Source organism: Streptomyces sp. 3211.6 (assembly GCF_003634815.1).
Classification (GTDB): Bacteria; Actinomycetota; Actinomycetes; order Streptomycetales; family Streptomycetaceae; genus Streptomyces; species Streptomyces katrae_A.
On sequence record NZ_RBXC01000001.1, the window covers coordinates 5,381,035 to 5,403,425 of the forward strand.

Consider the following 22,391-nt stretch of genomic DNA (forward strand, 5'->3'; position numbering starts at 1 on the left):
GTACGACAGCAGCCCGGAGGACCAGCGTGAACTTGCTGCTTGCCGAGGTGGCCCAGGCCACCCAGCGGCTGGCCGCCGCCGGCGTGCCCTCACCGCGTTTCGACGCGGAGGAGCTCGCGGCCTTCGTGCACGGCGTCAAGCGGGGGGAACTGCACCACGTCAAGGACGCGGACTTCGACGCCCGCTACTGGGAGGCCGTCGCCCGCCGCGAGGCGCGCGAGCCGCTCCAGCACATCACCGGCCGCGCCTTCTTCCGCTACCTGGAGCTCCAGGTCGGCCCCGGGGTGTTCGTGCCCCGGCCCGAGACCGAGTCGGTCGTGGACTGGGCCATACAGGCCGTCCGGGCGATGGACGTGGTCGAGCCGCTGATCGTGGACCTGTGCACCGGCTCCGGCGCCATCGCCCTCGCCATGGCCCAGGAGGTGCCGCGCTCGCGCGTGCACGCCGTGGAGCTGTCCGAGGACGCCCTGCGCTGGACCCGCAAGAACGCCGAGGGCTCCCGGGTCACCGTCCACCAGGGCGACGCGCTGAGCGCGCTGCCCGAGCTGGACGGCCAGGTCGACCTCGTCATCTCCAACCCGCCGTACATCCCGCTCACCGAGTGGGAGTACGTGGCCCCCGAGGCCCGGGACCACGACCCCGAGATGGCGCTGTTCTCCGGCGAGGACGGCCTCGACACCATCCGCGGGATCGAGCGCACGGCCCACCGCCTGCTGCGGCCCGGCGGCATCGTCGTGATCGAGCACGCCGACACCCAGGGCGGCCAGGTGCCGTGGATCTTCGCCGACGAACGGGGCTGGGCCGACGCCGCCGACCACCCCGACCTGAACAACCGCCCGCGTTTCGCGACCGCCCGCAAGGCCATGCCGTGATGGGCGCGACCCCGATTGCCCACGACACCACCCCGCTGCACGAGGAGGCCCGCTGATGGCCCGGCGATACGACTGCAACGACGCGACGGACCGCAAGACGGGCCTGCGTGAAGCGGCCTCGGCCGTGCGCCGCGGAGAGCTCGTCGTGCTGCCCACCGACACCCTGTACGGGATCGGCGCGGACGCCTTCAGCGCCGAAGCCGTCGGCGACCTGCTCGCCGCCAAGGGCCGCGGCCGCAACATGCCCACCCCGGTGCTCATCGGCTCCCCGAACACCCTCCACGGCCTCGTCACGGACTTCTCCGAGCAGGCCTGGGAACTCGTCGACGCCTTCTGGCCCGGTGGCCTCACCCTCGTCGCCAAGCACCAGCCGTCGCTGGCCTGGGACCTGGGGGAGACCCGCGGGACCGTGGCCGTCCGCATGCCGCTGCACCCCGTCGCGATCGAGCTGCTGACCGAGGTCGGCCCCATGGCCGTCTCCTCGGCGAACCTGTCCGGGCACCCGGCGCCGGAGGACTGCGACGCGGCCCGCGCCATGCTGGGCGACTCCGTCTCCGTGTACCTCGACGGCGGGCCGACCCCGAGCACCCTGCCGTCGTCGATCGTCGACGTCACCGGGAAGGTTCCCGTGCTGCTGCGCGAGGGCGCGCTGACCGCGGAGCAGCTGCGGGAGGTCGTACCCGACCTCGAGGTGGCTCCGTGAGCCCTCAGGGGCGTGGCATAGCCAAGGAAGACAGCTTCCGCATACTCCACGTCAGCACCGGGAACGTGTGCCGCTCGCCGATCACCGAGCGGCTGACGCGGCACGCGCTGGCGCACCGGCTGGGTGTGCTGGGGCTGGCGCCGGGTGACCTGATCGTGGAGAGCGCGGGCACCTGGGGCCACGAGGGCGCGCCGATGGAGGCCAACGCGGCGGCCGTACTCGCCGACTTCGGAGCCGACGCGACGGGGTTCACCGGGCGCGAGCTGCTCGACGAGCACGTCATACGGGCCGACCTGGTGCTGACCGCCACCCGTGACCACCGGGCGCAGGTCATCTCCATGGGCCACTCGGCCGGCCTGCGGACCTTCACGCTGAAGGAGTTCACCCGCCTGGTGCGGGCCATAGACCCGGCGACCCTGCCCCCGCTGGACGACGGCATGGCCGAGCGGGCCCGGGCGCTGGTGCGGGCCGCCGCCGCCCTGCGGGGCTGGCTGCTGGCCCCTTCCGCCGACGCGGACGAGGTGTACGACCCGTACGGGGCGCCGATCACCTTCTTCCGCTCGATCGGCGACGAGATCAACCAGGCGCTGGACCCCGTCGTCACGGCCCTGACGGGCGTGGCCGGCCCCCGCTGACCCCCTTCTCCCCCGGGGGGCCGCCGGGCTGCCCGCGGCGCTGCGGCGCGCGGCGGCGACGCCGGGGACGGCTCGCCCGGGCGTGAAGCCGGGGCCCGGCCTACAGTGGCTGGTACCGGTACCCCCAGCGCGCGGGAGTGGGTCATGACCGTCACCACCGAGCAGGCTGCCGACCTCCTGCGCCGGCAGGACCCGCAACTGGCCGACATCCTCGACGGGGAGCGGCAGCGGCAGGCCACCACGCTGCAACTGAGCGCCGCCGAGAACTTCACCTCCCCCGCCGTGCTCGCCGCGCTGGGCTCCCCGCTCGCCAACAAGTACGCCGAGGGCTACCCCGGCGCCCGCCACCACGGCGGCTGCGAGTACGCCGACCTGGCCGAGCGGGTGGCCCAGGAGCGGGCCACGGCGCTGTTCGGGGCCGAGCACGCGAACGTGCAGCCCCATTCGGGCTCCGCCGCCGTGCTCGCCGCGTACGCCGCGCTGCTGCGCCCCGGGGACACCGTCCTGGCGATGGGGCTCGCCTACGGCGGCCACCTCACCCACGGCTCGCCCGCCAACTTCTCCGGCCGGTGGTTCGAGTTCGTGGGGTACGGGGTCGACGCCGAGTCCGGGCTCGTCGACTACGAGCAGGTGCAGCGCCTGGCCCGGGCGCACCGGCCCAAGGCCATCGTGTGCGGGTCCATCTCCTACCCCCGGCACCTGGAGTACTCGGCCTTCCGGGAGATCGCCGACGAGGTCGGGGCCTACCTGATCGCCGACGCCGCCCATCCCATCGGCCTGGTCGCCGGCGGGGCCGCGCCGAGCCCCGTGCCCTACGCGGACGTGGTCTGCGCGACCACCCACAAGGTGCTGCGCGGCCCGCGCGGCGGGATGGTGCTGTGCGGGGCCGAGTTCGCCGAGCGCGTCGACCGGGCGGTGTTCCCCTTCACCCAGGGCGGCGCCCAGATGCACACCATCGCCGCCAAGGCGGTGGCCTTCGGGGAGGCGGCCGGCCCGGCCTTCACCCGGTACGCGCACAAGGTCGTCGCCAACGCCCGCGCCCTCGCCGAGGCCCTGCGGGCGCACGGGCTGGACGTGACCACCGGCGGCACCGACACCCACCTGATCAGCGCCGACCCGGCCCCGCTCGGCATCGACGGACCGGCCGCGCGCGGACGGCTGGCCGCCGCCGGGATCGTCCTCGAAACCTGCGCCCTGCCCTACGGGGACCAGCGCGGGATCCGCCTGGGCACCGCGGCGGTGACCACGCAGGGGATGGGGGAGCCGGAGATGGCCAGGGTCGCGGAGCTGTTCGCCGCCGCGCTGGCCGGCGCCGATGCGGCCGGTACGCGTGCCGAGGTCGCCGAACTGACCGGGCGATTTCCACCGTACGGGGCGTAACTGGGACGAGTGTCCCTTAGTGCAACCGGAACGAGGACTCCGCGCGTCCTCGTCCCCGTGTACATCGCGGCTAATGTGTGGGGCTGAGATGGCCGGCGATACATCTGGGGCAGCCAGTGCGTGAATATCTGCTGACGCTTTGCGTCACGGTCGCGGTGACCTACCTGCTGACCGGGCCCGTCCGCAAGTTCGCGATCGCGGCGGGCGCGATGCCGGAGATCCGCGCCCGCGACGTCCACCGCGAGCCCACCCCCCGGCTGGGCGGCATCGCCATGTTCGGCGGCCTGTGCGCGGGCCTGCTGATCGCCGACCACCTGCAGAGCCTCAACGGGGTCTTCGAACGCTCCAACGAGCCGAGGGCGCTGCTCTCCGGGGCCGCGCTGATCTGGCTGGTCGGCGTCCTCGACGACAAGTTCGAACTCGACGCGCTCATCAAGCTCGGCGCCCAGATGATCGCCGCCGGTGTGATGGTCATCCAGGGCCTCACCATCCTGTGGATCCCGGTCCCGGGCATCGGCACCGTCGCGCTGACCCAGTGGCAGGGCACCCTGCTCACCGTGGCCCTGGTGGTGATCACCATCAACGCGGTGAACTTCGTCGACGGGCTCGACGGCCTGGCGGCCGGCATGGTCTGCATCGCCACCTGCGCGTTCTTCCTCTACGCCTACCGGATCTGGTTCGGCTACGGCATCGAGGCGGCCGCCCCCGCGACCCTCTTCGCCGCCATCCTGATGGGCATGTGCCTGGGCTTCCTGCCGCACAACATGCACCCCGCGCGCATCTTCATGGGCGACTCGGGCTCGATGCTGATCGGCCTGGTGCTGGCGGCCTCGGCCATCTCGATCACCGGGCAGGTGGACCCGGACACGATGGCCCTCTTCGTCGGTGGTGAGCGCAACGCGACGCACGCGATGCTGCCGGTCTTCATCCCGCTGCTGCTGCCGCTGACCATCATCGCGATCCCGATGGCGGACCTCGTCCTGGCCATCGTGCGGCGCACCTGGAAGGGGCAGTCGCCCTTCGCCGCGGACCGCGGGCACCTGCACCACCGGCTGCTGGAACTCGGGCATTCGCACAGCCGCGCCGTACTCATCATGTATTTCTGGTCGGGGCTGATCGCCTTCGGGACGGTGGCCTACTCGGTGAACTCCGCGTCGATGTGGATCGTCCTCGCCATCGCCGCGCTGAGCGCCCTGGGCCTGGTCCTGCTCCTCCTGCCGCGGTTCACCCCGCGCGCCCCGCGCTGGGCGGAGGGCCTGGTCCCGCCGCGCTACCGGCACGCCACGCGGGCCGCGGAGGCGGCGGCCGAGGCCGCGGTGCGGGAGGCCCCGGGGACCGAGCCGGAGCCCGCGCGGCCGATCGCGGCCGGGGTGTCCGGCGTCAACGGCGCGACAGCCGTAGGCCCCCGTTCGCGCTTCCCCGACCGGCGTAAGGCGGGTTCGGCGCGCTGACGCGCCCGGCGCATGTCCGACATGAACGCCCTTTACCAGACAACTCGCAGCCCTGTCTTGCACACACGGGCGGATTAGCCCTCATGTGTGACAGTCAGCACACCGCACAGGTAAAGCTCTCATCAAATAGTTTGTGATACCGTTCACTAAACCCGGCGACAGAGCCGAAGGACCGTAGTGCGACGGTCCATTGGCCCGAGGCGATCACTCGGACCGGGCTTACGCTCGTCCCCGTACGAGTTCCCGTACGAGTCCGTGCCCCCACCACCACGCGGAGCAAACCGCCATGCGGTCTAACGACGTCCGATCCCTCCTGCAAACCGCCGTACCCACCGCTGCCGCCGGCGCTGTCGCCGCCGTGATCAGCGGTCTGGTCGTCGGCGGCAAGGGGGCCGTCGGCTCGATCGTCGCGACCGTGGTCGTGATCCTGTTCATGGGCATCGGATTCGTGGTTCTGCAGCGCACGGCGAAATCCCTGCCGCACCTGTTCCAGGCGATGGGCCTCATGCTCTACGCGGCTCAGATCCTGCTGCTCTTCGTCTTTCTCGCCGTGTTCAAGAACACGACGCTGTTCCACCCCCGGGCCTTCGCGATCACGCTCGTCGCCACCACCCTCGTGTGGATCGGCGCGCAGACGCGGGCTCACATGAAGGCCAAGATCCTTTACGTCGAGCCCGACTCGACCAACGGGGAAAAGCCCGAAAATCCGGGGTCCAAGCCGTGAGGGGTAGGGCCGGGATAAGTGTGCGTTCGAGATCCTGCTATCGTCCGGTTCCAACTGCGGCACTGCGGGCACGGGCATCTGAGCTGACGCCTGGTCCATCGCGAGGCTCGATGCCTGACTGCCGCCCCCACACCCGTTACACCAGTCCAGTGCCGAACCGCGGCCGTGCGCCGCGCCGACACGATGAGGTTGCCGTACCTATGCGCCACGCTGAAGGAGCCCGCGGTGAGTGCTGACCCGACGCAGGTCCTCGCCTTCGAGACCGACTGTCACATCTTCTCCGGATGTGGCTTCCCCGGCCCGGGCCTGCACTCGTTCCTCTTCGAGCCGCTGTGGGGCGAAGCTGGTCTGACCAGCGTCTACTTCAACAAGCCGATGCTGCTGGCCCTTCTGGGCTCGATCATCATCGTGGCCTTCTTCTGGGCCGCCTTCGCCAAGCCGAAGCTCGTCCCCGGCAAGCTCCAGATGGTCGGCGAGGCCGGCTACGACTTCGTGCGCCGCGGCATCGTCTACGAGACGCTCGGCAAGAAGGAGGGCGAGAAGTACGTCCCCTTCATGGTCTCGCTGTTCTTCTTCGTCTGGATCCTGAACGTCTGGTCGATCGTCCCGGTGGCACAGTTCCCGGTGACCTCGATCATCGCGTACCCGGCGATCCTGGCCCTGTCGGTCTACCTCGTGTGGCTGCCGCTGACCTTCAAGCGCCACGGCTTCATCGGCGGTCTGAAGAACCTCACCGGCTACGACAAGAGCCTCGGCGGCGTCCTCCCGCTCGTCATGGTGATCGAGTTCTTCTCGAACGTCCTGGTGCGCCCGTTCACCCACGCGGTCCGACTGTTCGCGAACATGTTCGCCGGTCACACCCTGCTGCTGCTCTTCACGATCGCCAGCTGGTACCTGCTGAACGGCATCGGCATCGCCTACGCCGGTGTGTCGTTCGTGATGGTCATCGTGATGACCGCCTTCGAGCTCTTCATCCAGGCCGTCCAGGCGTACGTCTTCGTCCTCCTGGCCTGCAGCTACATCCAGGGCGCGGTCGCCGAGCACCACTGAGCCGGGCCCACCCCCGCTCAGCCCCCCGTATTCGTCCGGTGGCCAACCCCCACCGGTTCGTGAAAGAGAAGGAAGAACTGGCATGTCCCAGACCCTTGCCGCCGTCACCGGCTCCCTCAGCTCCGTTGGTTACGGTCTCGCGGCCATCGGCCCCGGCGTCGGCGTCGGCATCATCTTCGGTAACGGCACCCAGGCCCTCGCCCGCCAGCCCGAGGCTGCCGGTCTGATCCGCGCCAACCAGATCCTCGGCTTCGCCTTCTGTGAGGCGCTCGCCCTGATCGGTCTGGTCATGCCGTTCGTCTACCCGACCTCCTGATCCTCGGTCTCGACGAACAGCCCATTAGACGAAAGGCACTGATGTGAACCTCATGGTTCTCGCGGCAGAGACGGAGAATCCGCTCTTCCCGCCGATCCCCGAGCTCGTCATCGGTCTGATCGCCTTCGTCATCGTCTTCGGTTTCCTCGCGAAGAAGCTCCTCCCGAACATCAACAAGGTTCTGGACGAGCGTCGCGAGGCCATCGAGGGCGGTATCGAGAAGGCTGAGGCCGCTCAGACCGAGGCCCAGAGCGTGCTGGAGCAGTACAAGGCCCAGCTCGCCGAGGCCCGGCACGAGGCCGCGCGCCTGCGCCAGGAAGCGCTGGAGCAGGGCACTGCGCTCAAGGAAGAACTGCGCGCAGAGGGCCAGCGGCAGCGTGAGGAGATCATCGCTGCCGGTCACGCCCAGATCGCCGCTGACCGCAAGGCCGCCGCTCAGGCGCTGCGCCAGGACGTCGGCAAGCTCGCCACCGACCTGGCCGGCAAGCTCGTCGGCGAGTCCCTCGAGGACGTCGCCCGTCAGAGCCGCACCATCGACCGCTTCCTCGGCGAGCTCGAGGAGAAGGCCGAGGCGGCCCGATGAACGGAGCGAGCCGCGAGGCGCTGGCCTCCGCGCGCGAGCGTCTCGACGCGCTGACGGACAACACGTCCGTCGACGCGGCGAAGCTCGCCGGTGAGCTGGCAGCCGTCACCGCGCTGCTCGACCGTGAGGTCTCGCTGCGTCGGGTCATCACGGACCCGGCGCAGTCCGGCGAGGCCAAGGCCGAGCTGGTCGGCCGGCTGCTGTCCGGCCAGGTGGGCGGGGAGACCCTCGACCTGGTGTCCGGTATGGCCCGGTCCCGCTGGTCGCAGTCCCGCGACCTGGTGGACGGCCTCGAGGAGCTGGCGGCCACCGCCGACCTCACCGCCGCCCAGCAGGCGGGCGCGCTCGACGGCGTCGAGGACGAGCTGTTCCGCTTCGGCCGGATCGTCGCCTCGAACACCGGGCTGCGTGCCGCGCTGACCGACCGCGCCGCCACCGCCACCGCCAAGAGCGAGCTGCTGCGCAGCCTCCTCGGCGGCAAGGTGAACGCCGTCACCGAGCGCCTGGTCGTCCGTCTCGTCACGCACCCGCGTGGACGTAGCCTTGAGGGGGGCCTCGAGTCCCTCTCGACGCTCGCCGCTGCGCGCCGTGACCGCATGGTCGCCACCGTGACCAGTGCGGTCCCGCTCAGCGACGTGCAGAAGCAGCGTCTCGGCGCGGTGCTGGCCAAGCTGTACGGCCGCCAGATGCACCTGAACCTCGACGTGGACCCCGAGGTCCTCGGCGGGATCTCGGTGCGGGTCGGCGACGAGGTCATCGACGGCACCATCGCGGAGCGCCTTTCCGAGGCGTCCCGCCGCATGGCCGGCTGACCAGCCGCCACCACACAGATACAAAGCATTCCTAGCGGCCCGGTTGGGCCGTGCAGAACTTGCAGAAGATTCCTGGGGGTCGCCCCCAGACCCCTAAGAAGCTTCAGGCCCAACAAGGAGAGCAGGGAACCCAGATGGCGGAGCTCACGATCCGGCCGGAGGAGATCCGGGACGCACTGGAGACCTTTGTCCAGTCGTACCAGCCGGACGCGGCCTCGCGCGAGGAGGTCGGAACGGTCAGCGTTGCCGGCGACGGCATCGCGAAGGTGGAGGGCCTGCCCTCCGCCATGGCGAACGAGCTGCTGAAGTTCGAGGACGGCACCCTCGGTCTCGCCCTCAACCTCGAGGAGCGCGAGATCGGTGCGATCGTCCTCGGCGAGTTCAGCGGTATCGAGGAGGGCCAGCCGGTGCAGCGCACCGGTGAGGTTCTCTCCGTAGGTGTCGGCGAGGGCTACCTCGGCCGCGTTGTCGACCCGCTCGGCAACCCGATCGACGGCCTCGGCGAGATCGCGACCGAGGGCCGCCGCGCCCTCGAGCTGCAGGCCCCGGGCGTCATGGTCCGTAAGTCGGTGCACGAGCCCATGCAGACCGGCTACAAGGCCGTCGACGCCATGGTGCCGATCGGCCGCGGCCAGCGTCAGCTGATCATCGGTGACCGTCAGACCGGCAAGACCGCTCTTGCCGTCGACACGATCATCAACCAGCGCGACAACTGGCGCTCGGGCGACGTGAACAAGCAGGTCCGCTGCATCTACGTCGCCATCGGCCAGAAGGGCTCGACCATCGCGTCCGTGCGCGGCGCCCTGGAAGAGGCCGGCGCGCTCGAGTACACGACGATCGTCGCCGCCCCGGCGTCCGACCCGGCCGGCTTCAAGTACCTGGCGCCGTACACCGGTTCCGCCATCGGCCAGCACTGGATGTACGCCGGCAAGCACGTCCTGATCATCTTCGACGACCTGTCGAAGCAGGCCGACGCCTACCGCGCCGTCTCGCTGCTGCTGCGCCGCCCGCCGGGCCGTGAGGCCTACCCGGGTGACGTCTTCTACCTGCACTCCCGCCTGCTGGAGCGCTGCGCCAAGCTCTCCGACGACATGGGTGCCGGCTCGATGACCGGTCTGCCGATCGTCGAGACCAAGGCCAACGACGTCTCGGCGTTCATCCCGACCAACGTCATCTCCATCACCGACGGCCAGTGCTTCCTGGAGTCCGACCTGTTCAACGCCGGTCAGCGCCCGGCCCTGAACGTCGGTATCTCGGTCTCCCGCGTCGGTGGCTCCGCCCAGCACAAGGCGATGAAGCAGGTCTCCGGCCGCCTCCGCGTCGACCTGGCCCAGTACCGCGAGCTGGAGGCGTTCGCCGCCTTCGGTTCCGACCTGGACGCCGCCTCGAAGGCCTCGCTGGAGCGCGGCAAGCGCATGGTCGAGCTGCTGAAGCAGGGCCAGTACCAGCCGATGCCCGTCGAGGAGCAGGTCGTCTCCGTCTGGGCCGGCACCACCGGCAAGATGGACGACGTCCCGGTCGAGGACATCCGCCGCTTCGAGTCGGAGCTGCTGGAGCACCTGCGCCGTGAGCGCAAGGACCTCCTCACCTCCATCGCGGACGGCGGCAAGATGTCCGACGACACGCTGGGCTCGATCGCCGACGCGATCGCCGCCTTCAAGCGGCAGTTCGAGACCTCGGACGGCAAGCTCCTGGGCGAGGACGTCCCGGCCGTCAACGTCTCCAAGTGACGACGGAAGGGACCTGACTCATGGGAGCGCAGCTCCGGGTCTATAAGCGTCGCATCCGTGCCATCACGGCGACCAAGAAGATCACCAAGGCGATGGAGATGATCGCCGCCTCGCGCATCGTCAAGGCGCAGCGCAAGGTGGCGGCGTCGATGCCGTACGCGACCGAGCTCACCCGTGCGGTGACCGCGGTGGCGACCGGTTCGAACACCAAGCACGCCCTGACCACCGAGGTCGAGGCGCCGACCCGCGCCGCGGTCCTGCTCATCACGAGCGACCGCGGTCTGGCCGGCGGCTACTCCTCGAACGCCATCAAGCAGGCCGACCGGCTCACCGAGCGGCTGCGCGCTGAGGGCAAGGAGGTCGACAGCTACATCGTCGGCCGCAAGGGCGTCGCCTACTACGGCTTCCGTGAGCGCAAGGTCACGGACTCGTGGACCGGCTTCACCGACAGCCCGGCCTACGCCGACGCCAAGCGCGTCGCGGCGCCGCTGATCGAGGCCATCCAGACGGAGACGGCCGAGGGTGGCGTCGACGAGCTGCACATCGTCTTCACGGAATTCGTGTCGATGATGACGCAGAACGCCGTGGACGGCCGGATGCTGCCGCTCAGCCTCGACCAGGCTCAGGAGGAGGACGGTGCGAAGGGCGAGATCCTTCCGCTGTTCGAGTTCGAGCCGTCGGCGGAGGACGTCCTCGACGCCCTTCTGCCGCGCTACGTCGAGAGCCGCATCTACAACGCACTGCTGCAGTCGGCCGCTTCCGAGCACGCCGCCCGCCGCCGCGCGATGAAGTCGGCGACCGACAACGCCGGTGAGCTCATCAAGAGCCTCTCCCGGCTTGCCAACGCGGCCCGCCAGGCCGAAATCACCCAGGAAATCAGCGAGATCGTCGGTGGCGCGAGCGCCATGGCCGACGCGACCGCGGGGAGTGACAAGTAATGACGACCTCTGTTGAGACGGCCGCTGCCACGGGCCGCATCGCCCGGGTCATCGGCCCGGTCGTCGACGTGGAGTTCCCCGTCGACGCGATGCCCGACATCTACAACGCGCTGAAGGTCCAGGTCGCCGACCCGGCCGAGGAGGGCGCGCTCAAGACGCTGACCCTCGAGGTCGCCCAGCACCTGGGTGACGGCATGGTCCGCACGATCTCCATGCAGCCCACCGACGGTCTGGTCCGCCAGGCCCCGGTGACCGACACGGGCGAGGGCATCACCGTCCCCGTCGGCGACTTCACCAAGGGCAAGGTGTTCAACACCCTGGGTGAGGTGCTCAACTACCCGGAGGCCAACTCCGAGGTCACCGAGCGCTGGGCGATCCACCGCAAGGCGCCGAACTTCGACGAGCTCGAGTCGAAGACCGAGATGTTCGAGACCGGCGTCAAGGTCATCGACCTTCTCACCCCGTACGTCAAGGGTGGAAAGATCGGTCTGTTCGGTGGTGCCGGTGTCGGCAAGACCGTTCTGATCCAGGAAATGATCTACCGCGTCGCCAACAACCACGACGGTGTGTCGGTGTTCGCGGGTGTCGGTGAGCGTACCCGTGAGGGCAACGACCTCATCGAGGAGATGTCGGACTCCGGCGTTCTGGACAAGACCGCGCTGGTCTTCGGCCAGATGGACGAGCCCCCGGGCACCCGTCTGCGCGTCGCCCTGGCCGGTCTGACCATGGCGGAGTACTTCCGCGATGTGCAGAAGCAGGACGTCCTCTTCTTCATCGACAACATCTTCCGGTACACCCAGGCCGGTTCCGAGGTGTCGACCCTGCTCGGCCGTATGCCCTCCGCGGTGGGTTACCAGCCGAACCTGGCCGACGAGATGGGTCTCCTCCAGGAGCGCATCACCTCGACCCGTGGTCACTCGATCACCTCCATGCAGGCGATCTACGTCCCCGCCGACGACCTCACCGACCCGGCGCCGGCGACCACCTTCGCCCACCTCGACGCGACGACGGTTCTCTCCCGTCCGATCTCCGAGAAGGGCATCTACCCGGCCGTGGACCCGCTGGACTCCACGTCCCGGATCCTGGACCCCCGCTACATCGCGGCGGACCACTACAACGCGGCCATGCGCGTCAAGGGGATCCTGCAGAAGTACAAGGACCTCCAGGACATCATCGCGATCCTCGGTATCGACGAGCTGGGCGAGGAGGACAAGCTCGTTGTCCACCGTGCCCGTCGCGTCGAGCGCTTCCTGTCGCAGAACACCCACGTCGCCAAGCAGTTCACCGGCGTGGACGGTTCGGACGTTCCGCTCGACGAGTCGATCGCCGCGTTCAACGCGATCTGCGACGGTGAGTACGACCACTTCCCCGAGCAGGCGTTCTTCATGTGCGGTGGCATCGAGGACCTGAAGGCCAACGCCAAGGAGCTGGGCGTCTCCTGACGCTCCGCAGGAGAGGGGCGGGTGCGTCCCGCCCCTCTCTCCACGCCCATTAGAATTTGACCCAACACCCGGCGGACCTGCCGGGTGGTGACCCGAGGAGCCACCTTGGCTGCTGAGCTGCACGTCGAGATGGTCGCGGCGGACCGCAATGTCTGGTCCGGCGAGGCCACCCTGGTCGTCGCCCGCACCACGTCCGGCGACATCGGCGTCATGCCCGGTCACCAGCCGCTTCTCGGTGTGCTGGAATCGGGCCCGGTGACCATCCGTACCAGCGATGGCGGCACGGTCGTCGCCGCGGTGCACGGCGGTTTCATCTCGTTCGCGGACAACAAGCTGTCCCTGCTGGCCGAGATCGCCGAGCTCGCGGACGAGATCGACGTCCAGCGGGCGGAGCGGGCACTGGAGCGCGCGAAGGCGGACGCTGACGCGGCCGCCGAACGTCGCGCCGATGTCCGGCTGCGTGCGGTCGCGGGGCACTGAGCCCCGTACCGAAGAGTTTGAAACCTCAGCCGCGGTCCGTTCCGGAATTTTCCGGAGCGGGTCGCGGCTGAGGCGATGTACGTACTTTTTGTTTGTGCGGTTTTCGATGAGCGAGGAGGTCGGTGAAGATGCTCCTCGCTCTGCTTGTGAGCGGCCTGGTCGTAGCCCTGGTGGTGATCGGGCTGTTCGTGTTCGGGCTGCGCCGCAGACTGATCCAGCGCTCCGGCGGGACCTTCGACTGCAGCCTGCGCTGGGGCGTGGCCGAGGAGCCCGACGTCTCCGGTAAGGGGTGGGTCTACGGGGTAGCCCGCTACAGCGGTGACCGCATCGAGTGGTTCCGCGTGTTCAGCTATGCGCCGCGGCCGCGCCGGCTGCTGGAGCGTTCCTCCATCGAGGTGCTCGCACGGCGTGCGCCCGAGGGCGAGGAGGAGCTGGCCCTGCTGTCCGACTCCGTCGTGCTCGGCTGTTCCCACCAGGGGACGCGCCTGGAGCTGGCGATGAGCGAGGACGCGCTGACCGGGTTCCTGGCGTGGCTGGAGGCGGCGCCGCCCGGGCAGAGGGTGAACGTGGCCTGAGGCTTTCTCCGCACGTGAAGAAGCCGGGGAGACGGGGGCGGACCCGTCTCCCCGGCTTCGTCGTGTCCGGCTACTGCAGGCCGGTGTGGATGGCGTTCGCGAGCTCGCCGTTGGCGGTGTCGCCGCTGAACTCCCAGAAGAAGGCTCCCCTGAGCCCCTGGTTCTTCAGCCAGCTCATCTTGCCGGCGATGGTGGCGGGGGTGTCGTAGCTCCACCAGTTGCTTCCGCACTTGGCGTAGGCCGTGCCGGCGACGGTGCCGGTGGTGGGGCAGCTGGTCTTGAGGACCTTGTAGTCCTCGATGCCCTGCTCGTACGTGCCGGGCGCGGGCCCGGTGGCGGTGCCGCCGGGGGCGTCCTGGGTGACGCCGGTCCAGCCGCGGCCGTAGAAGCCGATGCCGAGGTTGAGCTTGGAGCCGGGGATGCCCTTGCCCTTGAGCTTGGTGATGGCGGCCTCGGAGTTGAAGCCGGCGATCGGGATGCCGGAGTAGGAGGTCAGCGGGGAGTGCGGGGCGGTGGGGCCCTTGGCGTCCCACGCGCCGAAGAAGTCGTACGTCATCACGTTGTAGAAGTCGACGTACGGGGCGGCGCCCGCGTAGTCCGCGAGGTCGAGCTTGCCGCCGTTGGAGCCGTCGGCGGAGATGGCGGCGGTGACCAGGTTCGAGGAGCCGAACTTGGCGCGCAGGGCCGACATCAGGTTCTTGAAGGCGGCGGCGCCGCTGGTGTCGCAGGACAGGCCGCAGGCGTTCGGGTACTCCCAGTCGATGTCGATGCCGTCGAAGACGTCCGCCCAGCGCGGGTCCTCGACCAGGTCGTAGCAGGACTGGGCGAAGGCGGCCGGGTTCTGGGCGGCCTGGCCGAAGCCGCCGGACCAGGTCCAGCCGCCGAAGGAGTAGACGACCTTGATGCCCGGGTACTTGGCCTTGAGCTTGCGCAGCTGGTTGAAGTTGCCGCGCAGGGGCTGGTCCCAGGTGTCGGCGACGCCGTCGACGCTCTGGTCGGCGGTGTAGGCCTTGTCGTAGTCGGCGTAGGAGTCGCCGATGGTGCACTTGCCGTTCTGGACGTTGCCGAAGGCGTAGTTGATGTGGGTGATCTTCGCGGCGGTGCCGGAGGTGACCAGGTTCTTCACGTGGTAGTTGCGCTGGTAGACGCCCCAGTCGGTGAAGTAGCCGAGCTTGACCTTCGCGCCGGGGTCGGGGCCGGGGCCCGGTCCGGGGTCGGTTCCGCCGCCGGGGGTGGTGACGGAGAGGGAGCCGGAGGAGGGGCCGGTCTGGTCCGCGGTGTCGCGGGCGGTGACCGTGTAGGAGTACGTGGTGCCCTTGGTCAGGCCGGAGTCGGTGTAGGTGGTCCCGGTGACCGTGGCGATCTTGGTGCCGTTGCGGTAGAGGTCGTAGTTCTTGACGCCCTTGTCGTCGGTGGCGGCCGGCCAGGACAGGGTGACGCCGGTCTCCGTGAGGCCGCCGGCCGTGGGGGTGCCGGGGGCCGAGGGCGGGTTGTCGGTGGGGGTGGTGGTGCCGTCGCAGGAGCCGCCGTTGATCTTGCAGCCGGCGGGGGCGCCGGGGCCGGTGCCGTTGAAGCCGAAGCTGATGGTGGCGCCGGGGGCGAGGGTGCCGTTCCAGCCGACGTTCTTGCCGGTCCAGTGGGTGCCGGAGCTGGTGACGGTGGCGTCCCAGGCGGAGGTCACCTGGGTGCCGGCCGGGTAGTCCCACTCCACGGTCCAGCTGGTGAGGGTGGTGGTGCCGGTGTTCTTCACCGTCCACTTGCCCTCGAAGCCGGTGCCCCAGTCGGAGACCTTGGTGTAGGAGGCGGTCGCGGAGGCGGCGGCCTGCGCGGGCCCGGCCAGGCCCACGAGGCCGGCGACGGGCAGGGCGAGGACGGCCGCGGTGGCGGCCAGCCTCCTCAAGAGGCGGGTGCGTCGTGGGGGTGCTGTGCTCAAGGGTGCTCCTCCGGAGGTCCGTGCCGGTCGGGGGCCGACCGGCACTGGGGATGGGACCTGCGCCGCCCGTGAGCACGCCGGAAGCGATCTTTGTCATGGCACGCTCACCACAGTGATGCGGTGAGACTAGAAAGGTCTGTACCAAGCGTCAAGAGGTCCAGACCTCATCTCCAGCACAGGCCCTAGAGCCCCAGCTCCCTCGCCATGACGGCCGCTTGGACCCGGCTGCGCAGCTCAAGCTTTCCCAGCAGCCTGCTGACGTGGGTCTTCACCGTGGCCTCCGCCATGTCCAGCCGGACGGCGATCTCCGCGTTCGACAGGCCCTCGCCCAGCGCCCCCAGCACCTCCCGCTCGCGCCGGGTCAGCGACTCCACCGCCGCGGCCGCCTCCGGCCGCACGGGCGCCCGTACCGTCTTCGGCGCGGCGAACTCGGCGATCAGCCGCCGGGTCACCGCCGGGGCGATCAGCCCCTCGCCGCGCGCCACCGTACGCACCGCCGCGATCAGCTCCGCCGCCTCCGCGTCCTTCAGCAGGAAGCCCGCAGCCCCCGCCCGCAGCGCCCCGAACACGTACTCGTCCAGGTCGAACGTGGTCAGCACGAGCACGTCGGCCAGCCCCTCCGCGACCACCCGCCGGGTGGCCTCGACCCCGTCGAGGAGCGGCATCTGCACGTCCATGACCACCAGGTCCGGCCGCAGCTCCCGGGCCAGGCGCACCGCCTCCTCGCCGTCGGCCGCCTCCCCGACCACCTCGACGCCGCCCGCACTGCGCAGGATCAGCACCAGCCCGGCCCGTACCGCCCGCTGGTCCTCGGCCACCACGACCCTGATGCTCACTCCGCCACCGTCCCGTCCTCGGCGGGCAGCTCCGCCCGCACCTGCCAGACGGACCCCCGCGGGCCCGCCGTGAACGTACCGCCGAGCAGTTCCGTCCGTTCGCGCATACCGACCAGCCCCGCCCCGGAGCCCGGCGCACGCGGGCCCGGCCGGTCCCCGTACGGGGATTCCACCGCCACCGTCAGCAGCCCGTCGCGCCGGGCCACGCCGACCGCGACCGTGCCGGCGGCGGCGTGCTTGAGGGCGTTGGTGAGCGATTCCTGGACGATCCGGTACGCCGCCAGCTCCACCGGGGCCGGCAGCGGCGGCCCCGGCCGGCGCGCGTCCTGCAGGACGAAGTCCAGCCCGCTCGCGGCGCCGTTCGCCCGGGCCCGCTCCAGCAGGGCCTCCAGCCCGTCCAGGCAGGGCACCGCCGCGGCCTCCTGCCCGGCCCCCGCCTCGCGCAGCAGCCCGATCAGCCGGCGCATCTCGGCCAGCCCCTGCACGCTGTTCTCGCGGATCACGCCCAGCGCCTCGCGGCTGGTGGCGGGGGAGTCGATGGAGAGCGCGGCGGTGGAGTGGATGGCGATCGCGGAGAGGTGGTTGGCGACCATGTCGTGCAGCTCGCGGGCCATCCGGGCCCGCTCGGCGGCCACCGCCTGCGCACGGTCCATCTCGGCCAGCAGCGCCGTCTGCTCGGCGCGCAGCCGGGCGGCCTCGGCGGCCTCGCGGTGGTTGCGCAGGGTGGCGCCGGTCAGGGCCGGCCCGAAGCAGACGATGCCGGTGATGACGCCGATCATCAGGGACTGCGGAGTGCGCAGCCAGGCCACGGCGACGACGGTGACGACGACCGTGACCAGACCGGTGGAGACCGGCAGCCGCCGCGCCATGGCCGGCTTCCCGTAGACGACGGCCGCGTACATCAGGTCCGTGAAGATGATGACGGTGCCCAGGTTGCCGACGGTGAACTGGTCGGCGACCACCGCGGCGGTGCCGACGGCCAGCGTGAGGCGGGGGGCGGTGCGCCGCAGCAGCTCCATCGGCCCGATGGCGAGCAGGGGCACCAGGGCCGCCCAGGCCGGGAAGAGGTGCCGGTTGTTGCCGGTGTGGACCCCGAGGGACCACAGCAGCAGACCGGCGAGCACGCTGGCCACCGCGAGGAGCACGTCGTCGCGGTGCGGGCGGAGGGTTTTCGACTGCACGGTCCCATCCAACACGCGCCGCTTCGGCACGGCGTCGGCGCGGGGGCGGAGAGGCGGCTACATCGAAGGATGCAGCGGGGACTCGTCACTGGTGACGACGCGGCAGGGCCCCGCCGCCGCGACCCTGGGAGACAGTCCACGAGGGTAAGGAGGACGGGCCGTGCTCGTCGCGCTGATCGCCGCCTGCGAGATCGGGTTCTGGGTGCTGCTGGCCGGGGGGCTGGCGCTGCGCTACCTGGCCGGAATGCCGCGGCTGGGAGCGGCGCTGCTGCTGTGTGAGCCGCTGCTGGAGCTGGTCCTGCTGGTGGTGTCCTTCGTCGATCTGAGGAACGGCGGCGAGCCGAGCTGGCGGCACGGGCTCGCGGCCTTCTACATCGGGTACACCGTCGGCTACGGGCACTACACCGTGAGGTGGCTGGACCGGCACGCCGCACACCGCTTCGCCGGGGGCCCGAAGCCGCCCGGGACGAAGTACGGCAAGGCCCGCGCCGTCCACGAGTGGAAGCTGTGGACGCGGACCCTGGCCGGAGCGGTGGTCGCGCTCGGGCTGCTCCAGGCCGGGATCTGGTACGTCGGCGACGCCGGCGACACCGGCAGCCTCCGGTCCTGGCAGTTCGCCGCCCTGCGGGTGCTCGGCATCCAGGCCCTGGTCGCCGCCACCTACTCGATCTGGCCCCGCAAGGCCCCGGCGGGCACGGAGCCGGGCGCGAACGCGGACACGGGCGCGGACCCCGGACTGGCCGGAACCGAGCGCTAGCTGTACTGCCCTGTGAGGTTGGGGACGCGGCTGGCGGGTGGTTTGCCTGCGAGTGCGGTGTGTCCGCGGTGGTGATTGTAGGTGTGGAGCCAGCCAGGGAAGGCGTCGCGTCGTTCCTGCTCTGACTGGTAGGGGCGGGCGTAGGCCCACTCCTCGAGCAGGGTCCGGTTGAGGCGTTCGACCTTGCCGTTGGTCTGGGGCCGGTAGGGCCGGGTTCGCTTGTGGGCGATCCCGGCCGCTGTCAGGGCGTCGCGCCAGTCGCGGGAGCGGTAGCAGGCGCCGTTGTCGGTCAGGACCCGTTCGACGGTGATGCCCACGCCGGCGAAGTAGGCCTGGGCCCGGGCCCAGAAGGCGGTGGCGGTCTCCTTCTTCTCGTCGGCGTGGATCTCGCTGTAGGCGAGGCGGGAGTGGTCGTCGACGGCGGTGTGGATGTAGCTGTAGCCGGCGCTGGAGCGGTTCTTGCGGCCGGCCTGGCGGCCGAGGGTCTTGTGGCCGCCGCCGTCGGGGATGTTGCCGAGCTTCTTGATGTCCACGTGGACCAGCTCGCCCGGACGGTCGCGTTCGTAGCGGCGTATGACGGCGCCGGTGGCGCGGTCCAGGTGCGTGAGACGGGCCAGGCCGAACCGGGTCAGGATCCGGTGCACCGTCGAGGGCACCAGGTTGAGCAGGTGGGCGATGCGGGCGGGCCCCCACCGGCGGGCGAGGCGGACCTTGATGATCCGCCGCTCGATGCGGGTCGGGGTCCGGCGCGGGCTGGTGTGCGGGCGCGAGGACCGGTCGGTCATTCCGGCCTCACCCCCGGCCCGGTAGCGGGCCGCCCACCGCTGGGCGGTGGTGGGCGAGACCTGGAATCGCTCGGCCGCCCGGCGCAGCGGCCAGCCGTCCTCGACCACGCAGCGGGCCAGGCGAAGGCGTCCGGTCTCGGTCAGGGGTGCATTACGGTGGGGCATGAGGGCCTTCTGCTGGTCGGTGTAGACGTCGCAATCCACACCGAACCCGGAAGGCCCTCACCCGTTCAAGATCCCTCAGCCGAGACCTGCGTCACCCGTCCACAACCTCCCAGGGCAATACAGCTAGCGCTCGCCGCCCGGCACCCACAGCACGTCCCCGACCTCCTTGTTGGCCGTGCGGGCCAGGATGAACAGCAGGTCGGAGAGGCGGTTGAGATAGGTGGCCGTCAGCGGGTTCATCACCTCGCCGTGCACCTCCAGCGCCGCCCACGTCGAGCGCTCCGCCCGCCGGACCACCGTGCAGGCCTGGTGCAGGAGCGCGGCGCCGGGGGTGCCGCCGGGGAGGATGAAGCTGCGCAGCTTCTCCAGCCGCTCGTTGAAGACGTCGCAGTCCGCCTCCAGCCGGTCGACGTAGAACTGCTCCACCCGCAGCGGCGGGTACTGCGGGTCCTCCACCACCGGGGTGCACAGGTCGGCGCCGACATCGAAGAGGTCGTTCTGCACGCGGACCAGGACCTTGACGACCTCCTCCGGCAGCGAGCCCAGCGCGATGGCCGTCCCGATCGCTGCGTTGGCCTCGTTGACGTCGGCGTACGCGGAGATCCGCAGGTCCGTCTTCCGCGTACGGCTCATGTCGCCCAGGGCGGTCGTGCCCTGGTCGCCGGTGCGGGTGTAGATGCGCGTGAGGTTCACCATGACGCCAGCGTAGTGCGGCCCAACTGCGGGCGGCCCGCGCACTGCTGGGCCGTGCCGGTGTGATGTCCGTCATCCGAGACGTGACGCGTGTTACTTCGCGGTCACGGCGCCCCTCACGGACGCTAGTCTCCGCCGGAGAGGCTACGAGGCCGGGTCGTAATGAGAACAACGAGGGGTGTGCAGTGGCTGGGAAGCTCGCCGTCATCGGCGCGGGACTGATGGGTTCCGGGATCGCTCAGGTCTCCGCTCAGGCGGGTTGGGACGTCGTCCTGCGGGACGTCACCGACGCCGCGCTGACCCGGGGCACCGACGGGATCAAGGCCTCGTACGACAAGTTCGTCTCCAAGGGCAAGATGACGGCCGAGGCCGCCGAGGCCGCCCTCGCCCGGATCACCACGACCACCGACTTCGACGCGGTCGCCGACGTGGACATCGTCGTCGAGGCCGTCTTCGAGAAGATCGAGGTCAAGCACGAGATCTTCCGCACCCTGGACGAGCTGGTCCGCGAGGACACCGTCCTCGCCTCCAACACCTCCGCCATCCCGATCACCAAGATCGCTGCGGTCACCAAGCGCCCGGAGCGGGTCGTCGGCGCGCACTTCTTCTCGCCCGTCCCGATGATGCAGCTCTGCGAGCTGGTCCGCGGCTACAAGACGAGCGACGAAACCCTCGCCACCACCCGCGCGTTCGCCGAGTCCGTCGGCAAGACCTGCATCGTCGTCAACCGTGACGTCGCCGGCTTCGTCACCACCCGCCTGATCTCCGCCCTCGTCGTCGAGGCCGCGAAGCTCTACGAATCGGGCGTGGCCTCCGCCGAGGACATCGACATCGCCTGCAAGCTGGGCTTCGGGCACGCCATGGGCCCGCTGGCCACGGCCGACCTCACCGGCGTGGACATCCTGCTGCACGCCACCAGCAACATCTACACCGAGTCGCAGGACGAGAAGTTCGCGCCGCCGGAGCTCATGCGCCGCATGGTCGACGCGGGCGACATCGGCCGCAAGAGCGGCCAGGGCTTCTACAAGCACTGAGCACGGCAGTTCGAATCCCCGCACCCTACGGGGTGAATTAGGTATCGGTTCGCTCACGGTCGGCAACTTCACCGCCCGCAGGGCAGTCAGTTGCGGTGAGAGTTGCCGACCACGAGCCGACGCCGATCACGAGCCGCCACGGACCGTCGGACCACACGCACGCAGTACAGCCGGGGAGCACACATGCACATCAGGGGCGACCATGCCGAACTCACCGTCGGGGGCCGCCTCGACGTGCGCAGCGCGGCGGACGCCCGTACGGCCCTCCACACCGCCCTCGACGACGGCCACGGCGACCTCGTGCTCGACCTGACCGGACTCGACTCCTGGGACGCGACCGGGCTCGGCGTGATCATGGGAGCCCACCGGCGGGCGGGCCGCACCGGCCGGCGGCTGGTCCTGCGCGGGGTGCCCGACCGGATGCAGCGGCTGCTCGTCGCCACCCGGCTGCACCGCATCCTCGCGATCGAGGGCGGGCTGGAAGCGGAGTCCCTGCCCCGGGTCTGAGCCGGGGGGCTGCGGGGCGGGCGGGGGCCGGCGGGCGGACGGTGCCCGTGGGAAAAGGGGCTGCGGGGGCGGTCCGGACTCGGTTTACATGGGCGCATGGTGTCCCCCGACAGACTGCCGGCCTTCGCGGCCATGTCGTTCCTGCTGATCGTGATCCCCGGCCCGAGCGTGCTCTTCGTGATCGGCCGGGCCCTCGCGCAGGGGCGCCGGGCCGCGCTGACCACGGTGGCCGGGAACACGCTGGGGGCGTACGTGCTCGTCGTCGCCGTGGCCCTCGGGGTCGGGTCGGTCGTGGAGCGGTCGGTCCTCGTCTTCACCGCGCTGAAGCTGGCCGGCGCCGCGTACCTGGTGTACCTGGGCGTCAAGGCCGTGCGCCGGCGCGGCTCCCTGCAGGCGGCCCTCGCCGAAGCGGCGCCCGTCGCCCACGGTTCGCTGCGGACCCTGGGGGAGGGGTTCGTGGTCGGCGTGGCCAACCCCAAGACCATCGTCTTCTTCGCTGCCGTACTGCCCCAGTTCGTGGACCGCGAGCGCGGTCACGTCGTCCTCCAGATGCTGCTGCTCGGCCTGGTGTTCAACCTCATCGCGATCGTGTCCGACAGCGTGTGGGGGCTCGTCGCCGCCACCACCCGCGGCTGGTTCGCCGGGTCCCCGCGGCGGCTTTCCCTCATCGGCGGTGTGGGCGGGCTCACCATGATCGGCCTGGGGGTCGCCGTCGCCGCGACCGGCCGCAAGGACTGACGCCGGACACCGTGCGGCAGCTGCGGAGTTCCCGCTTCCGCACGGACGCGCGGGAATCGTAACGGTCCGGT

At 70.5% G+C, this 22,391-nt stretch carries 24 protein-coding genes; 19 read left to right on the forward strand and 5 right to left on the reverse strand.

Annotated features, from left to right (window positions below; genetic code table 11):
* Nucleotides 1-26 precede the first annotated feature (26 nt).
* The 15 genes from prmC to BX286_RS25100 all read left to right on the forward strand — a co-directional run bounded on the left by prmC (nucleotide 27) and on the right by BX286_RS25100 (nucleotide 13,691).
* Nucleotides 27-872 (forward strand): peptide chain release factor N(5)-glutamine methyltransferase, encoded by an 846-nt coding sequence (prmC, locus tag BX286_RS25030; protein ID WP_079429781.1) that lies wholly within the window; start codon nucleotides 27-29, stop codon nucleotides 870-872.
* Nucleotides 873-927: 55 nt separating this feature from the next.
* On the forward strand, nucleotides 928-1,575 hold the full coding sequence (locus tag BX286_RS25035; RefSeq protein ID WP_079429782.1) for an L-threonylcarbamoyladenylate synthase: 648 nt from the start codon (nucleotides 928-930) through the stop codon (nucleotides 1,573-1,575).
* Nucleotides 1,572-2,210: a protein-tyrosine-phosphatase gene (locus BX286_RS25040; protein WP_079429783.1), complete on the forward strand. Its 639-nt coding sequence runs from the start codon at nucleotides 1,572-1,574 to the stop codon at nucleotides 2,208-2,210. Before BX286_RS25035 ends, BX286_RS25040 begins: the two co-directional genes overlap by 4 nt.
* Before the next feature lie 144 nt (nucleotides 2,211-2,354).
* Complete coding sequence (gene glyA / locus BX286_RS25045; RefSeq protein ID WP_079429784.1) at nucleotides 2,355-3,590, forward strand: serine hydroxymethyltransferase; 1,236 nt, start codon at nucleotides 2,355-2,357, stop codon at nucleotides 3,588-3,590.
* Between the two features lie 104 nt (nucleotides 3,591-3,694).
* Complete coding sequence (locus BX286_RS25050) at nucleotides 3,695-5,041, forward strand: MraY family glycosyltransferase (protein WP_185117238.1); 1,347 nt, start codon at nucleotides 3,695-3,697, stop codon at nucleotides 5,039-5,041.
* A gap of 286 nt (nucleotides 5,042-5,327) precedes the next feature.
* Entirely contained in the window at nucleotides 5,328-5,765 is a 438-nt protein-coding gene (locus BX286_RS25055; protein WP_079429786.1) for a hypothetical protein, read from the forward strand.
* A 210-nt stretch (nucleotides 5,766-5,975) separates the two neighbouring features.
* Nucleotides 5,976-6,815, forward strand: coding sequence for a F0F1 ATP synthase subunit A (gene atpB, locus BX286_RS25060; RefSeq protein WP_079431958.1), 840 nt, complete (start codon nucleotides 5,976-5,978; stop codon nucleotides 6,813-6,815).
* 82 nt (nucleotides 6,816-6,897) lie between these two features.
* Nucleotides 6,898-7,131 carry an ATP synthase F0 subunit C gene (atpE, locus tag BX286_RS25065; protein WP_079429787.1) on the forward strand — a complete coding sequence of 78 codons (234 nt, stop codon included), beginning with the start codon at nucleotides 6,898-6,900 and terminating at the stop codon, nucleotides 7,129-7,131.
* A gap of 52 nt (nucleotides 7,132-7,183) precedes the next feature.
* The gene (locus BX286_RS25070; protein ID WP_079431959.1) at nucleotides 7,184-7,714 is read left to right on the forward strand and encodes a F0F1 ATP synthase subunit B; all 531 of its coding nucleotides are present in this window, start codon (nucleotides 7,184-7,186) and stop codon (nucleotides 7,712-7,714) included.
* Nucleotides 7,711-8,526 (forward strand): F0F1 ATP synthase subunit delta, encoded by an 816-nt coding sequence (locus BX286_RS25075; RefSeq protein WP_079429788.1) that lies wholly within the window; start codon nucleotides 7,711-7,713, stop codon nucleotides 8,524-8,526. The genes BX286_RS25070 and BX286_RS25075 overlap by 4 nt, the downstream gene beginning before the upstream one ends.
* A gap of 134 nt (nucleotides 8,527-8,660) precedes the next feature.
* Complete coding sequence (gene atpA / locus BX286_RS25080) at nucleotides 8,661-10,256, forward strand: F0F1 ATP synthase subunit alpha (protein ID WP_079429789.1); 1,596 nt, start codon at nucleotides 8,661-8,663, stop codon at nucleotides 10,254-10,256.
* A gap of 20 nt (nucleotides 10,257-10,276) precedes the next feature.
* Complete coding sequence (locus BX286_RS25085) at nucleotides 10,277-11,194, forward strand: F0F1 ATP synthase subunit gamma (protein ID WP_079429790.1); 918 nt, start codon at nucleotides 10,277-10,279, stop codon at nucleotides 11,192-11,194.
* Nucleotides 11,194-12,636, forward strand: coding sequence for a F0F1 ATP synthase subunit beta (atpD, locus tag BX286_RS25090; protein ID WP_079429791.1), 1,443 nt, complete (start codon nucleotides 11,194-11,196; stop codon nucleotides 12,634-12,636). The genes BX286_RS25085 and atpD overlap by 1 nt, the downstream gene beginning before the upstream one ends.
* Before the next feature lie 105 nt (nucleotides 12,637-12,741).
* Entirely contained in the window at nucleotides 12,742-13,116 is a 375-nt protein-coding gene (locus tag BX286_RS25095) for a F0F1 ATP synthase subunit epsilon (RefSeq protein WP_045948891.1), read from the forward strand.
* Nucleotides 13,117-13,244: 128 nt separating this feature from the next.
* Complete coding sequence (locus tag BX286_RS25100; protein ID WP_185117176.1) at nucleotides 13,245-13,691, forward strand: DUF2550 domain-containing protein; 447 nt, start codon at nucleotides 13,245-13,247, stop codon at nucleotides 13,689-13,691.
* A 70-nt stretch (nucleotides 13,692-13,761) separates the two neighbouring features.
* Here BX286_RS25100 and BX286_RS25105 read toward each other — a convergent pair whose 3' ends face one another.
* The 3 genes from BX286_RS25105 to BX286_RS25115 all read right to left on the reverse strand — a co-directional run bounded on the left by BX286_RS25105 (nucleotide 13,762) and on the right by BX286_RS25115 (nucleotide 17,641).
* Complete coding sequence (locus BX286_RS25105) at nucleotides 13,762-15,624, reverse strand: glycoside hydrolase family 18 chitinase (protein ID WP_187344189.1); 1,863 nt, start codon at nucleotides 15,622-15,624, stop codon at nucleotides 13,762-13,764.
* A 182-nt stretch (nucleotides 15,625-15,806) separates the two neighbouring features.
* Nucleotides 15,807-16,460: a response regulator transcription factor gene (locus BX286_RS25110; protein WP_100862859.1), complete on the reverse strand. Its 654-nt coding sequence runs from the start codon at nucleotides 16,458-16,460 to the stop codon at nucleotides 15,807-15,809.
* A complete protein-coding gene (locus tag BX286_RS25115) occupies nucleotides 16,457-17,641 on the reverse strand; it encodes a sensor histidine kinase (protein ID WP_261993509.1) in 1,185 nt (394 codons plus the stop codon). The genes BX286_RS25110 and BX286_RS25115 overlap by 4 nt, the downstream gene beginning before the upstream one ends.
* Before the next feature lie 160 nt (nucleotides 17,642-17,801).
* Between BX286_RS25115 and BX286_RS25120 the strand changes: the two genes are divergently transcribed.
* Nucleotides 17,802-18,398, forward strand: coding sequence for a hypothetical protein (locus BX286_RS25120; protein WP_121016375.1), 597 nt, complete (start codon nucleotides 17,802-17,804; stop codon nucleotides 18,396-18,398).
* Here the strand turns inward: BX286_RS25120 and BX286_RS25125 are convergent.
* Nucleotides 18,395-19,348: an IS481 family transposase gene (locus BX286_RS25125; protein ID WP_079432157.1), complete on the reverse strand. Its 954-nt coding sequence runs from the start codon at nucleotides 19,346-19,348 to the stop codon at nucleotides 18,395-18,397. The two genes, BX286_RS25120 and BX286_RS25125, sit on opposite strands and share 4 nt — an antisense overlap.
* A gap of 123 nt (nucleotides 19,349-19,471) precedes the next feature.
* A complete protein-coding gene (locus BX286_RS25130; protein WP_079429797.1) occupies nucleotides 19,472-20,044 on the reverse strand; it encodes a cob(I)yrinic acid a,c-diamide adenosyltransferase in 573 nt (190 codons plus the stop codon).
* Nucleotides 20,045-20,226: 182 nt separating this feature from the next.
* Here BX286_RS25130 and BX286_RS25135 point away from each other — a divergent pair, with 182 nt between their 5' ends.
* From BX286_RS25135 to BX286_RS25145, 3 genes are all read left to right on the forward strand, one after another.
* Nucleotides 20,227-21,075, forward strand: coding sequence for a 3-hydroxyacyl-CoA dehydrogenase family protein (locus tag BX286_RS25135; RefSeq protein WP_079429798.1), 849 nt, complete (start codon nucleotides 20,227-20,229; stop codon nucleotides 21,073-21,075).
* A gap of 183 nt (nucleotides 21,076-21,258) precedes the next feature.
* Nucleotides 21,259-21,582, forward strand: coding sequence for an STAS domain-containing protein (locus tag BX286_RS25140; protein ID WP_045948899.1), 324 nt, complete (start codon nucleotides 21,259-21,261; stop codon nucleotides 21,580-21,582).
* Between the two features lie 96 nt (nucleotides 21,583-21,678).
* Nucleotides 21,679-22,320 (forward strand): LysE family translocator, encoded by a 642-nt coding sequence (locus tag BX286_RS25145; RefSeq protein WP_079429799.1) that lies wholly within the window; start codon nucleotides 21,679-21,681, stop codon nucleotides 22,318-22,320.
* The last annotated feature ends 71 nt before the right edge of the window (nucleotides 22,321-22,391 follow it).